This window comes from Pseudomonas bohemica, from assembly GCF_002934685.1.
Taxonomy (GTDB): Bacteria; Pseudomonadota; Gammaproteobacteria; order Pseudomonadales; family Pseudomonadaceae; genus Aquipseudomonas; species Aquipseudomonas bohemica.
Map to the genome: position 1 here is coordinate 522 of NZ_NKHL01000108.1, position 13,832 is coordinate 14,353.

At 58.4% G+C, this 13,832-nt stretch carries 10 protein-coding genes; 6 read left to right on the plus strand and 4 right to left on the minus strand.

Annotated features, from left to right (window positions below; all coding sequences use genetic code 11):
* Positions 1–349 precede the first annotated feature (349 nt).
* Positions 350–1,432: a PAS domain-containing protein gene (locus CE491_RS14040; protein ID WP_199885107.1), complete on the plus strand. Its 1,083-nt coding sequence runs from the start codon at positions 350–352 to the stop codon at positions 1,430–1,432.
* A gap of 190 nt (positions 1,433–1,622) precedes the next feature.
* Here CE491_RS14040 and CE491_RS14045 read toward each other — a convergent pair whose 3' ends face one another.
* The 3 genes from CE491_RS14045 to CE491_RS14055 form a co-directional block, all read right to left on the minus strand.
* The gene (locus tag CE491_RS14045) at positions 1,623–2,300 is read right to left on the minus strand and encodes a YoaK family protein (RefSeq protein WP_110949053.1); all 678 of its coding nucleotides are present in this window, start codon (positions 2,298–2,300) and stop codon (positions 1,623–1,625) included.
* A 425-nt stretch (positions 2,301–2,725) separates the two neighbouring features.
* Entirely contained in the window at positions 2,726–3,964 is a 1,239-nt protein-coding gene (locus tag CE491_RS14050) for a saccharopine dehydrogenase family protein (protein WP_110948934.1), read from the minus strand.
* Between the two features lie 26 nt (positions 3,965–3,990).
* The gene (locus CE491_RS14055; protein ID WP_110948935.1) at positions 3,991–5,088 is read right to left on the minus strand and encodes a carboxynorspermidine decarboxylase; all 1,098 of its coding nucleotides are present in this window, start codon (positions 5,086–5,088) and stop codon (positions 3,991–3,993) included.
* Between the two features lie 379 nt (positions 5,089–5,467).
* Here CE491_RS14055 and CE491_RS14060 point away from each other — a divergent pair, with 379 nt between their 5' ends.
* The gene (locus CE491_RS14060; protein ID WP_199885108.1) at positions 5,468–6,250 is read left to right on the plus strand and encodes an SDR family NAD(P)-dependent oxidoreductase; all 783 of its coding nucleotides are present in this window, start codon (positions 5,468–5,470) and stop codon (positions 6,248–6,250) included.
* Between the two features lie 37 nt (positions 6,251–6,287).
* Here the strand turns inward: CE491_RS14060 and CE491_RS14065 are convergent, their stop codons facing one another.
* Positions 6,288–7,253, minus strand: coding sequence for a 3-hydroxyacyl-CoA dehydrogenase (locus CE491_RS14065; RefSeq protein WP_199885109.1), 966 nt, complete (start codon positions 7,251–7,253; stop codon positions 6,288–6,290).
* Positions 7,254–7,633: 380 nt separating this feature from the next.
* Between CE491_RS14065 and CE491_RS14070 the strand changes: the two genes are divergently transcribed.
* The 4 genes from CE491_RS14070 to CE491_RS14085 all read left to right on the plus strand — a co-directional run bounded on the left by CE491_RS14070 (position 7,634) and on the right by CE491_RS14085 (position 13,797).
* Positions 7,634–9,322, plus strand: a complete 1,689-nt coding sequence (locus CE491_RS14070; protein WP_110948937.1) for an NAD-dependent malic enzyme — start codon at positions 7,634–7,636, stop codon at positions 9,320–9,322.
* Positions 9,323–9,541: 219 nt separating this feature from the next.
* Positions 9,542–11,212 carry a GMC family oxidoreductase gene (locus CE491_RS14075; protein WP_110948938.1) on the plus strand — a complete coding sequence of 557 codons (1,671 nt, stop codon included), beginning with the start codon at positions 9,542–9,544 and terminating at the stop codon, positions 11,210–11,212.
* A 280-nt stretch (positions 11,213–11,492) separates the two neighbouring features.
* Positions 11,493–13,142, plus strand: coding sequence for a phosphoethanolamine transferase (locus tag CE491_RS14080; RefSeq protein WP_110948939.1), 1,650 nt, complete (start codon positions 11,493–11,495; stop codon positions 13,140–13,142).
* The gene (locus CE491_RS14085; protein ID WP_110948940.1) at positions 13,135–13,797 is read left to right on the plus strand and encodes a class I SAM-dependent methyltransferase; all 663 of its coding nucleotides are present in this window, start codon (positions 13,135–13,137) and stop codon (positions 13,795–13,797) included. Before CE491_RS14080 ends, CE491_RS14085 begins: the two co-directional genes overlap by 8 nt.
* The last annotated feature ends 35 nt before the right edge of the window (positions 13,798–13,832 follow it).

Here is a 13,832-nt window from a genome sequence, read left to right on the forward strand (position 1 = left end):
CTGCTTGGTCATCTGCCACCTCAGTCTGGCGGGTATTCTCGCCTAAATGAGTGTCCGGTTTCATTAGACCACTACAAGTGCTCTATTCCTTCAATACCCTTATGATCTGCGAAACCATTGCTGCCCCCTTGTGTGTACCAGATGCCGGCAACCACTGGCTCAAATTCCTTCTCGTCCATGCCACGCCCGCCATAGCTGTCCGAAACACGTCCAGAAGCGCGGGCCTTGTGATCAGTGGTTCACAGTCATCCGAATTATGCGCGTAACGTAGCGACGCGGACCGGATGGCGTGGGAAGCCAGTGGTTTGTCCTGGCACATCGCTGGCAGAGCATGGCGACGAGTGGACCTGTGAACAACGTCAAGTTTGTTGCTGCCTCGCAATTGCTCTATCTTGAGCCCATGGTCTGGGTTGCGGGGCGGCTGAGTATGCATCGAGATAATGACGAGATTTATGCCGCTGACCTTGAAGCACAGAGCGCAATGCTTGATGCGACTCCAGATTGCTTAAAAATCCTCGCTCCAGACGGCACATTGGTAACCATGAACAGCGCAGGCTGTCTTGCTCTGGGTGTGACCAAAGCACAGGTCAAGGGAAGCGCCTGGATAACACTACTCCCTTCGCCGGTTCACTCTGCCGCCACCGATGCGTTCGCCCAGGCATTGAGCGGCAATACTGCTCGATTCGCGGGGTATAGCGAGGGGCCCGAGCGGATCACCTATTGGGATAATCTCCTTACTCCCGTCGTTGACCGGGCAGGGAAGGTGAGTTCAATCGTCTGCGTTTCGCGAGATGTAACCGAGCAGACGTTGCTTCGGCGCCAACTGGATAAATCCTTGGAGAGAGAGCAACTGCTTTCACGCGAGATGCTCCATCGGATAAAAAATATTTTCTCGGTGGTCGGCGCAGTCGTAATGATGTCGGACAGAGAAGCTCGCGCGTCCGGCGGACCGGATGGGGTGGCTGGAATTGTGTCCAACAAGCTGAGTGCGCTTGGTCGGGCCTATGAGTCTGTGCTGGCCGGACCGGATATTTCGAACGTTGACATGGAGGCGTTCATTGCCTCGGTCCTGAATCCGTTCGGGTCGCAATGTCGGTTTACAGGGCCGAAACAACTAGTCCCGCAGGCGCTCTGTAATACCTTCGCACTTTTCTTTCATGAACTGGCCACCAATTCCGTTAAGCATGGTTCGCTGAGTGTCGCTAAGGGCGAGGTTCATGTCCGCTGGTCTCGCACAGATGACGCTTTGAGAATCGATTGGCGGGAGGTTGGCGGTCCGCCGATAGCCGCGCCGCCAGAGAGATCCGGTTTCGGCACGCATATGATTGATCGGCTCGCCAAGTCGACCGGTGGCGCCATTACCCGAAGTTGGGATTCTGGTGGACTGTACGTGCAGTTAATGGTCCCGCGTCCCAATAGCGAGCCAGGATAACCAAAAGTCTGGACAGCGAACCCGCGTCGGCGGGTTTTTATTACCCGCACAAGCGCATGTCCGCGATCAACTACGCCAACGAAAGGCTGCGCACCATCAGGCGCTTTTAATCGAAATCAATTGGGTCAGGCAGTATGAACACGCGTGGCGGCGCGCGGAATTCGAGCGTGGTAATGAGTCCGCAGTGTGGTTACCGCGGCATAAAACTGAGCTGCCAGCTCCGGGGAATCGCCGCAGACACAATGGCCAATGCCAGGGTAAACAGTCCGCTGACAACCATCGCCTTCATTCCGAAGGATTGGGCTAGAAGCCCTCCGGCGATGGCACCGGCAAGCATTCCACCCCAAGGGATAAGCTGAACTCGCCAGCCGTTGCGGCGCTCGCCCAGCACCCAGCGGCCTAATCCTCGGCCAAATCTGGAAAGGGCACCCGTGACGTAGGTGAGTCCTATCGGCAAGCCATTTACCTCTTCAACAACGGCATTAATCATCCCCATCGCGATGACCGCTAGCAGAAAGGGCGTGGGACTCTCACCGATCAATCCGCACAGACAGAGTAGAAGTCCGACTCCCAAGAGCAATGGCCAGGCCCGTCGCCTTGAACAGCGGGAGGCAATAACCCCAATTGCATTGCCAATGACGAATGCAACGATGAGCATTGCGATGCGCATTGCAAGGATGGGACTTTCGCTATCGATGGACACTGCCAAGCGTGTCGTATTACCACTCATAAACGAGACGAAATTCCCTGTGGCCATGAAGCCGATTGCGTCAGTCATGCCTGCAATCATGGACAACATCGCGACAAAACACAGCCCAACGCGTCCCCGCAGCCGAGCCAGCTTCTTGCCTGCAATGCTCACGGTCATAGCTTCTGGAAGCACCACTACCTCGTAGAATTCATCAGGAAAGTCGCAAGAGGGAAGATCGTTGATCAGGGACATCGTATAGCTCGACTGACGGCTTAATCGCAATCCCTCTATGGATCGGAGTTGCTTACCGCCTCAGCTTCGCCAGTTTTCCCCCGCCGCTGACCGCGGGCTCGGTGACTCTAACCCTTGTCATTTTCCTGATCTGTTTCTTCCCATTGCTTGGATCAGATGAGTGCCCGGATTCACACACTCCTCACATCCTTGCTCAACTCAAACCGCGTGAATGGCTCGGTCGGCATGCAGCATCTGGGAGGCTTCGTCCGTGCCCGTTCGTTTGTGTGGGTGCAGGGTGCCGTCTGCTGACATAGGGGGGGCGAATTGAAACAAGGTGCGCCCAATACGAGCGCACCCGTGCTCGAGGCTTACTCGTCCCAGGGACGATCGCCGTTCTCATCCTTGATGCGAGTCGGCAGGCCCATCACGTCGAGCGCCTTCAGGAACGCCTGTGCAGGCAGCTCCTCGACGTTGACCATGCGCTTCACATCCCATTCGCCACGGGCAACCAGCAGGGCCGCTGCGACTGGCGGCACGCCTGCGGTGTAGGAGATGCCCTGGCTATCGGTTTCGGCGAAGGCTTCTTCGTGGTCGGCGACGTTGTAGATGAACACCTCGCGCGGCTTGCCATCCTTGGTGCCCTTGACCAGATCACCGATGCAGGTCTTGCCGGTATAGCCCGGTGCCAGTGAGGCAGGGTCGGGCAGTACGGCCTTGACCACTTTCAGCGGCACGATCTCGACGCCTTCGGCGGTCTTGACCGGTTGCTCGGAAAGAAGGCCGAGGTTTTTCAGTACGGTGAACACATTGATGTAGTGCGCACCGAAGCTCATCCAGAATCGCACGTTGGGCACGTCGAGGTTTTTCGACAGCGAGTGCACTTCATCGTGGCCGGTGAGGTAGAGGTCCTGCGCGCCTACGACTGGTAGATCGTCGGTGCGCTTGACTTCGAACATGGTGTTGCTGGTCCACTGGCTGTTCTGCCAGCTCCACACCTGTCCTGTAAATTCGCGAAAGTTGATTTCCGGGTCGAAGTTGGTGGCGAAATATTTGCCATGGGAGCCGGCATTGACGTCGAGGATGTCGATCGAATCAATGCGGTCGAAATACTGTTGTTGCGCCAGCGCCGCATAGGCGTTGACCACACCCGGATCGAAGCCGATGCCCAGAATGGCGGTGACGTTTTTCTCCCGGCATTCCTCGAGGTGTTTCCACTCGTAGTTACCGTACCAGGGCGGCGTTTCGCAGACTTTGCCCGGCTCTTCGTGGATGGCGGTATCCAGGTAAGCCGCGCCGGTATCGATGCAGGCACGCAGCACCGACATGTTGAGGAACGAGGAGCCGACGTTGATGACGATCTGCGATTCGGTTTCCAGAATCAGCGATTTGGTCGCTTCGATATCCAGCGCGTTCAGGGCATAGGCCTTGATTTGCGCAGGCTGCTTGAGGCTGCCCTTGGCGTTGACGCTGTCGATGATGGCCTGGCACTTGGAGATGTTGCGCGACGCGATGGCAATACGACCGAGTTCATCGTTATGCTGCGCGCACTTGTGGGCCACCACCTTGGCGACACCTCCTGCACCAATGATAAGAACGTTCTTCTTCAATTTCTTTCTCTCTCCTTTCCGCCAGCTTACGAGAGGCTGGACAGGTAATCGTCGAAACCAAACTCACGAACCACTTCGACTGTACCGTCGAGTTGTTTCACCGCAATGGACGGCATTTTCAGGCCGTTGAACCAGTTTTTCTTGACCATGGTGTAGCCCGCCGCGTCCACGAACGACAGCCGATCGCCGATGGCCAACGGACGATCGAATGGGTATTCACCGAAGATATCCCCCGCCAGGCACGATTTACCGCACACCATGTACGTGTGCTCGCCCGCGCTGGGGGCCAGCTTGGCGTCCAGGCGATAGATCAGCAGGTCCAGCATATGCGCTTCGATAGAGCTGTCGACCACGGCCAGGTGCTTGCCGTTGTACAGGGTGTCAAGCACGGTGACTTCCAGCGAGGCGCTTTGCGTGATGGCGGCTTCGCCCGGCTCCAGATACACCTGCACGCCGTATTTCTGCGAGAAAGCCTTCAGGCGTGCGCAAAACGCGTCCAGCGGATAGCCTTCGCCGGTGAAATGGATGCCGCCACCGAGGCTGACCCACTCGACCTTGTGCAGCAAATGACCGAAACGCTCTTCGATGGTCGACAGCATCTGGTCGAAAAGGCTGAAATCGCCGTTTTCGCAGTTGTTGTGGAACATGAAGCCGCTGATCTGCTCGATCACTTTCTCGATTTTCTCGGGGTCCCACTCGCCCAGGCGGCTGAACGGTCGCGCCGGGTCAGCCAGCAGGTAATCAGAGCTGCTCACCTGCGGGTTGACGCGCAGACCGCGCACTTTGTCTGTGCAGGCCGGAGCATGGCGCTCCAGCTGGCTGATGGAGTTGAAGATGATCTTGTCGCAGTTTTCGAGCATCTCTTCGATCTCGTCATCTGCCCACGCCACGCTGTACGCGTGGGTCTCGCCGGCGAACTTCTGGCGACCCAGCTTCAATTCATAGAGCGACGAAGACGTGGTCCCGTCCATGTACTGCTGCATCAGGTCGAACACCGACCAGGTCGCGAAGCACTTGAGCGCCAGCAGGGCCTTGGCACCGGATTGCTCGCGCATGTACGCGATCTTTTCCATGTTGCGCAGCAGCTTTTCTTTATCAATGAGGTAGTACGGCGTTTTGATCATTTCGTGGCCTCCGCCAATGCCAGCCGAAAAAGGACGGCGATTGTGCCTTCACTCGAAGTGGATCGAAAGGGTGAAAAGGACTTTTTGCTGCTAAATGCGACGTTCGTGGCCTAAATTCCCCCATCGCTGAAACATTTTGAGGTCGGTTGGCTGACCCCAAAGGCCCGGCCTGACACACGTTTGTGCACGAACGGATGCGTTATATCGCTCGATGATGACAAAGCGGGTGCGTCCGGGTGTGTCGCTCCGAGTGTGGCAGTCGCAAACCTCAGCTGAATCGAACTGCCGTGCCCCTACCAAACCACCCCAAGCTCTTTTAACATTCGTTTGAATACGTATGCATTTATCTTTACGACACGCCCTTCAGGGAGACAACACGGTGGCAAATGAATACGAATCGCTGGGCATGCCCTCATTTCGGCTCGATGGCAAGGTGGCGTTGATGACCGGCGCGGGCACTGGAATCGGGGCCGGGGTGGCGCTGGCATTCAGTGCGGCGGGTGCAGATCTGATTCTGGTTGCCCGCACGCAAGCCAATCTGGATCGGGTCGCAGAGATCATTCGCGCCAGAGGCGGCAAGGTCACGACGGTTGTCTGCGATGTCACCGACAGCGCTGCGATTCGGGCTGTGATCAGTGACGTTCCGAGGCTGGATATTCTGGTGAACAACGCTGGCACGAACTTCCCTGAGCCGATGCTGGACGTCACCGACGAGCATCTGGACGCGATGATCGACCTGAATGTCCGTGCGTGTTTCGTGACCGCGCAGGCAGCTGTGCGCAAGATGCTGGCCAATGCCGGGGCGGATGCGGGGGTGATCATCAACGTCTCGTCGCAAATGGGTCATGTCGGCTCGCCGAATCGCACGGTGTACTGCATGACCAAACACGCGGTGGAAGGGCTGACCAAGGCCATGGCTGTCGAGCTGGCCGATCGGGGCATTCGGGTGAATACACTGTGCCCGACCTTCGTCGACACGCCGATGGTGCGCAAGATCGTGGACACCCCCGAGAAAGAAGCGTTTCTGGTCTCGAAAATCCCCATGGGGCATATGGCGAAAATGGAGGACGTCGTTGGCGCTGCGCTTTATCTCGCGGGGCCTTCGGCGAGAATGGTCACCGGGACGTCCTTGAAGGTGGATGGGGGCTGGACGGCGCAATGATGCTCAGCCACCCTCTGGCAAGGGGTGGCGAAGAACCTCAATCGCGTTCGAAGGTGCGACGTTGGGCGCTGAAGGCCATGAGTGCGCGATCACGCCATCCTCGGCGTGCTTCAAGCTGATCGTGAGCCAGGAATTGGCGGCGTTGAGCTTCGACGTTCGCGATCAGCTCGGGGCTCCACTCACCTGCGTGGGACCGCGAGTCGGCGATGCTTCGATAAAGCGGCCCCAGGCGCTGGGCATAGTCGGCCACGCCGCCCACAGCGTTCAAGTCGATCGTTTCAAACGGCCCCATGAACGACCATCGCCAACCCAGGCCGTCGCGCACCGTCTTGTCGATATCCTCGCAGCTGGCGACGCCTTCTTCCACCAATGCCCAGGCTTCGCGCAGCAGCACCGCTTGAAGGCGATTTAGCACGAAGCCGTCTATCTCTTTGCGCACGTGCACCACGCTCTGCCCCACTGCTTCCATCAGCGCCGCCGTGAATTCGACGACCTCCGGCGCGGTGTCAGGGGAGGGTACTATTTCAACCACAGGCACCAGGTATGGCGGGTTGACGGGGTGAGCGATGATGACTCTGGGCGTGATCTTCAGGCCCGAGGCGAACGCCGACGCAGGAATGCCCGACGTCGAGCTGCCGATGATGAGGTCCGGTGCGGCGACCGCTTCCAGCTCGAGCATGAGTGAGCGCTTGATCTCGGTGCGTTCCAGGATCGACTCCTGAACGTACACGGCGCCGTCCACGGCCTGGGCCAGCGTGTCGCAGACCGTCAGGCGCGCCAGGATCGCGTCGGCCGGTTCGCTCAGCAATCCGTGGGCGGTGAGGTCAGCGATCTGCCCCTCGATCAATGGCACCGCGGCGCTCGAAATTGCCGGATTGGCGTCGTAGATCCGAACGGGAAGTCCGGCTCTGGCGAATACCAGCGCCCATCCGGCACCGACCAGACCCGCCCCCACGATGGCAATGGGACGGCCTTGGGTCAGGGTTTGGAGTTCATGCATCATTGCTCACCTTCTTATGATTGTTTGCCAATATTGGCGCAGATGTGTCGTTGACGATAAATATTGTGAATACGTATGCATTGAGTCTAGAAGCAAGGTTTCCGACTGGTCAAGGTGAGTTGGCGTTGTGGGCAGGGCGATGCTCACGCAAGCGTTCCTGACAACTCTTTCACCTCCATGGCTATCTGCTACAGCCATCAACCAGCAATCAAATGAGTGACAAAATGTCGCAATCGCTCCGACACGAGTAAGATAGGCACCCTGATTTTTCATCTCCCCCTATTTTCTTCGCACGGACCTGCGTCGAGCGTCGTGAAAACCGACCTCCGGGGCGCCGTTTCGAACCTGTATTGATAGAGCAAATAGAGAAAAGGCGATTACTGATGACCACGACCTCGCGACCTTTATATATTTCCTACGCCGGCCCCTCGCTGCTTGAGATGCCGCTGCTCAACAAGGGCAGCGCCTTCACACCGCAGGAGCGGGTGGATTTCAATCTGGTCGGCCTGCTGCCGCAGAACGTTGAAACCATCGAGGAGCAGGTGACCCGCGTTTACAACCAGTACAAGCAGTGCGCGAGCGACCTCGACAAGCATATTTACCTGCGTTCGATCCAGGACAACAACGAAACGTTGTTCTTCCGCCTGCTGGACTCGCATCTGGAAGAAATGCTGCCCATCATCTACACACCGACCGTGGGTCAGGCGTGTCAGGAATTCTCCAAGATCTACCGCACCCATCGCGGCCTGTTCATTTCCTACCCCGAGCGCGATCGCATTGACGACATCCTGCGCAGCGCAACCAAAGATCGCATCAAGATCATCGTGGTGACTGACAGCGAGCGAATTCTCGGCCTGGGCGACCAGGGCATCGGCGGCATGGGTATCCCGATCGGCAAGCTGTCGCTGTACACCGCATGCGGCGGTATCAGCCCGGCCTACACGCTGCCGATCGTGCTCGACGTGGGGACCAACAACAAGGAGCTGCTGGACGACCCGATGTACATGGGCTGGCGCCATGAGCGTGTCACCGGCAAGGAATACGACGACTTCATCGCGCTGTTCATCGAAGCCGTTCAACGTCGCTGGCCGGAGGTGCTGCTGCAGTTCGAAGACTTCGCTCAGACCAACGCCATGCCGTTGCTGGAGAAGTACCGCGACGAGCTGTGCTGTTTCAACGACGACATTCAGGGCACTGCCTCGGTGGCGGTGGGCACGCTCCTGGCGGCCTGCAAGGCCAAGAACGAAACCCTGGGCCAACAGCGTGTGGTGTTCCTGGGTGCCGGTTCCGCCGGTTGCGGTATCGCCGAGCACATCATCGCCGCGATGGTGATCGAAGGCCTGAGTGAAGCCCAAGCCCGCAAGCGCGTGATGATGGTCGATCGTTTCGGCCTGCTGACCGACAGCATGGACAACCTGCTGGACTTCCAGAAAAACCTTGCCCAGAAGGCGGGCGACGTGGCGGGCTGGTCGAGCGGCGAGGGTTACCCTGAGCTGCTGGACGTGGTCACCCACGGCAAACCGACGGTACTGATTGGCGTATCGGGCCAGCGTGGCCTGTTCACCGAGCAGGTCATCCGCGAAATGCACAAGCACTGCGCCAAGCCGCTGGTGATGCCGCTGTCCAACCCGACCTCCAAGGTCGAAGTCACGCCGCAGGAAGTCCTGACCTGGACCAACGGCGAGGCGCTGGTCGCGACCGGTAGTCCGTTTGCACCAGTGACTGTAGGCGACCGCACGTTCCACATCGCTCAGTGCAACAACTCCTACATCTTCCCCGGCATCGGTCTGGGCGTGGTCGCGGCGAAAGCCACGCGTATCACCGACAAGATGCTGATGGCGGCCTCGAACGCGCTGGCCGAATGCTCGCCGATGGTCACCGGCAAGGGCGACGCCGTACTGCCGCCGTTGAAGGAAATCCAGACCGTGAGCAAGAAGATCGCATTGGCGGTGGCCAAACAGGCGCAAGCCGAAAACGTCGCGCTGGAAACCACCGAAGAGATGTTGTTGGAAGCCATCGAGCGTAACTTCTGGATGCCCAACTATCGCAGCTACCGCCGTAGCGCGGTGTAAGCACCGAGAGGCGCAGCTGTAGGAACGTGCTTGGCCACGATGGCGGCGTATCAGCCAAAGATACAGCGTTGACGCGCCGCCACCGCGGGCAAGCGCGCTCCTACAAGCGGGATGTGTGAGTAAAGGCCGCCCCATGGCAACATGCGGCGGTCTTTTGTTTTGTCGCAAAAAACATCAGGATGGGCCCTCGATAAAAACAAAAAGATCGACGAGGGACACATGCAAACCGACAGTGTGCTCTATGACTATGTGATCGTCGGCGCGGGCCCGGCCGGGTGCCTGCTGGCCAATCGACTGTCGCACAACCCTTCTCATCGTGTGCTGCTGCTCGAAGCGGGCGGGCAGGACAATTACGCCTGGATCCACGTGCCGGTGGGTTACCTCTACTGCATCGGCAATCCGCGCACCGACTGGTGCTTCAAGACCGAAGCCGAACCCGGCCTGAACGGACGCACGCTGAGCTACCCCCGCGGCAAGGTGCTGGGCGGCTGTTCGTCGATCAACGGCATGATCTACATGCGCGGCCAGTCCCGCGACTACGACGGCTGGGCGGCCGCGGGCAACAAGGGCTGGAGCTGGCAGGACGTGCTACCGATTTTCAAACGCTCGGAAAGCCATTTCGCCGGAGATTCCGACCTTCATGGCGCCCAGGGCGAGTGGCGCGTGGAGCAGCAGCGACTGTCGTGGACCTTGCTCGATGCATTTCGCGAGGCCGCTGCGCAAACCGGTATCGCTTCGATTCCTGACTTCAATGGCGGCGACAACGAAGGCTGCAGCTACTTTCAGGTCAACCAGCGGCGCGGCGTGCGCTGGAATGCCTCGAAAGCTTTTTTGCGTCCTGTCCTGCAGAGGCCGAACCTTACTGTGATGACCAACGCCGAAGTATCGCGAATCGAGTTCGAAAAGGGACGGGCAAGTGCGGTGCTGGCCAAGGTTGGCAATCAGCAACAGCAGCTGCGTGCGAAGCGGGAAATCATTCTGTGCTGTGGCTCGATTGGCTCGCCGATGGTGTTGCAGCGTTCGGGAATCGGCCCGCGTCCGCTGCTGGAAAAGCTCGGCATCGGCGTGCGCCACGAGTTGCCGGGTGTTGGCGGCAACTTGCAGGACCACTTGCAGCTGAGGCTGATCTACAAGGTCAGCAACGGCCATACCCTGAACCAGATGGCGGGTAGCCTGTGGGGCAAGATGAACATGGGGCTGCGTTATGCCCTCAATCGCAGCGGTCCGCTGGCGATGGCGCCAAGTCAATTGGGGGCGTTCGCCCGCTCAGGTCCGGAACAGACCTCGGCGAATCTGGAATACCATGTGCAGCCGCTTTCACTGGAGCGCTTCGGCGAGCCTTTGCACGGCTTTCCCGCCTTCACGGCGTCCGTTTGCGACCTGCGCCCGCAAAGCCGTGGCACCGTGGAAATCCGCTCGCCGCTGGCCGATGCGGTACCGATCATTCGCCCCAACTACCTCAGCCACGATACCGACCTGAAAGTCGCCGCCGACGCGATCCGCCTGACCCGCCGCATCGCTGCCGCCCCAGCGCTGGCCAGTTACGAACCCGTCGAGTATCTGCCCGGCGCCAAGCTGCGTACCGAGGAAGAATTGCGTCAGGCCGCCAGCCTCATCGGCACCACCATTTTTCACCCGGTGGGCACCTGCAAGATGGGGCAGGGGCCGGATGCCGTGGTAGACGAACGCCTGCGGGTTCACGGCGTAGTGGGCTTGCGTGTGGTCGATGCGTCGATAATGCCGACCATCACCTCCGGCAACACCTGCTCGCCCACAGTAATGATTGCCGAGAAGGCGGCGCAGATGATTATTGAGGATGCGATGGCAAGCGATGCTCGCATGACCACTGGATCGGTCACCTCTCCCAAATTGGCCGCCAATCCAGTGTAGGAAGCCAGCCTGCTGGTGAACGCGGAGTGTCGGTTGATGCAGTTGTGACTGAGAAGTACGCGTTCGTCCGAACGCGGCCGCAGCAAGCCGGCTCCTGCACATTCGTGGCGTGGCAAACAGGTTTTTCAGCACCGAATCCTGCGACAACCAAAGAATTCAAACCCCACCATTTGTTCTCATCCTTTTCACAAAAAATTGATGGCCAGCTGCCTAAAGTTTGCGACGTCGAAGGAGTTTCCATTCTTTATCGGCGTTCCCTTTTCAGGCACACAGACCCTCCATGCTGAACGTAAAAGCAGTTCGTCCTGAGCTCGTGACCGTGCTCGCCAGTCTTTTCTTATTGGTCGGGTTTAACCTGACGCTCTGGCAGCATTTGTTCGCCATTACCGATTTCAACGGTAAAGGGGTGTTATTGCGCGGCGCTTTTGCGGTCATGATTTTCTGTGTGTTCAATATGTTCCTGACGCTGTTTGCCTTCAGGAAAGTTTTGAAGCCGGTATTGCTTGTGTTGTTCATGATCAGCGCCGGTGTGGCTTATTTCATGAACCAGTACGGCGTGTTGATCGATTCGGGCATGTTTCGCAACTTTGCCGAAACCAACGCCAGCGAAGTGCAGGATTTATTATCACTCAAACTGTTCGCTTATTTATTGCTGTTGGGTGTTTTGCCTTCACTTATCGTCTGCAAGCTTCCGATTCACTATCGCCGCTGGCCGCGGGAAGTCTTGAGCAAAGTGCTGGTCAGTGCGGTTTGCGCCAGTGTGATCGGTGGCGTGGCGTTGATGAATTACCAGGGGTTGTCTTCACTGTTTCGCAACCACCATGAACTGCGGCTGATGGTGGTGCCGAGCAACTACATCGCTGCGTCCGCCGGGTACTTGAGTGAGCGGGTCAAATCGGCGCAGCAACCGTTCGTGAGCATCGGTCAGGACGCGAAACTCTCCAGCGACTGGCAGCAGCACAAGCGCAAGTCGCTGACGGTATTGGTGGTAGGTGAAAGCGCCCGGGCCGAGAACTTCGGCATCCTCGGCTACAACCGCGACACCACTCCGCAATTGAAGAAAGAGCTCGGCGTGCTGACCTTCACCGACGTGCATTCCTGTGGCACCGAAACTGCGGTGTCGGTGCCATGCATGTTCTCCAACATGGGCCGCAAGGACTACGACGCCAGCGTTGCGAGAAATAAGGAAGGCATGCTCGACGTGCTCAAGCGCGCCGGTCTGGATGTGATCTGGCGCGACAACCAGTCCGGCTGCAAGGGGACGTGCGACCGCGTGACCTTGCAGGACGTCAGCAACCTCAAGGACCCTGTGCTGTGCGCCAACAATGAGTGTCGCGACGAGATTCTGCTACAGGGCCTGCAAAGCTTCATCGATAACCTGAATAAGGATACGGTGCTGGTACTTCACCAGATGGGCAGTCACGGCCCTGAATACTTCAAGCGTTATCCGAAAGCGTTCGAGAAGTTCACGCCGGTCTGTGAAAGCAATGCACTGAATAATTGCTCTCGGGAAAGTATCGTCAACGGCTACGACAACACCCTGTTGTATACCGATCATGTACTGGCTTCGCTGATCGATATCCTGCGCAGCAATCAGAACAAGGTGGATACCGCGATGTTGTATCTTTCCGATCATGGCGAGTCTCTGGGCGAATACAACCTGTTTTTGCACGGCACGCCTTATATGCTTGCGCCTGATCAACAGAAACATGTGCCGATGATTGCCTGGTTCTCCGACAACTATCAGCAGTCGTTCGCGGTGAACACGCATTGCCTGCAAAAAGAACGCGGTGCGCCACTGAGCCAGGACAATCTGTTCCATTCGATGTTGGGGCTGTTGCAGGTTCGCACCCGTGTCTATAACCCGGCGCTGGATATGTTCGCCGGCTGCCGAGGGATATATACGGACGGGGTACTGGCCAATGAATGAGCACGTGACCGAGGACAGCCAGGCGCAGCAATACGTGCGGCGCCACGAGCAGGGTCTGGCCCGGCGCTTGAGCCTGTGGCGCGATGCCCAACTGGCGCGTCAGGCACTGCGCGACGCCGGCGAGCCTGGCCTGGTGCTGGATATGCCTTCAGGTTCCGGTCGTTTTTGGCCCGTGCTGGCCGAACATGCCAACCGAGTGATTCTGGCTGCCGACCCGTCTGCAGACATGCTGGACCTCGCCGAGGCCAAGACTTGCGCTGAAGTGCGCAAGCGCATTCGCACGTTTCAGAGTTCGGCGTTGTCCATCGACCTATCCGCCAATTCGGTGGATTGCATCTTCTGCATGCGGCTGTTCCATCACGTTGCCGACAGTGAAAAACGTACAGCGATTCTTGAGGAGTTCTATCGCGTAACCCGCGATACCGCCATCGTTGCGTTATGGGTCGATGGGAATATCAAGGCCTGGCGGCGCAGGCGGCAAGAGGGCCTCAGACGCACTGTCGATGGTGCGCCAGCGGCGCGTAACCGCTTCGTAGCGTGTCGGGCAGAGATCGAGTCCGAGTTCGTCGAGGCCGGTTTTCGGATCGTCGGCCACCACGATTTTCTGCCCGGTTATGCCATGTGGCGCGTGTACGTGCTACGCAAGGGCGGATGATCGATCCGATGGACGGTCGCAGTTGCGCGCTTTAT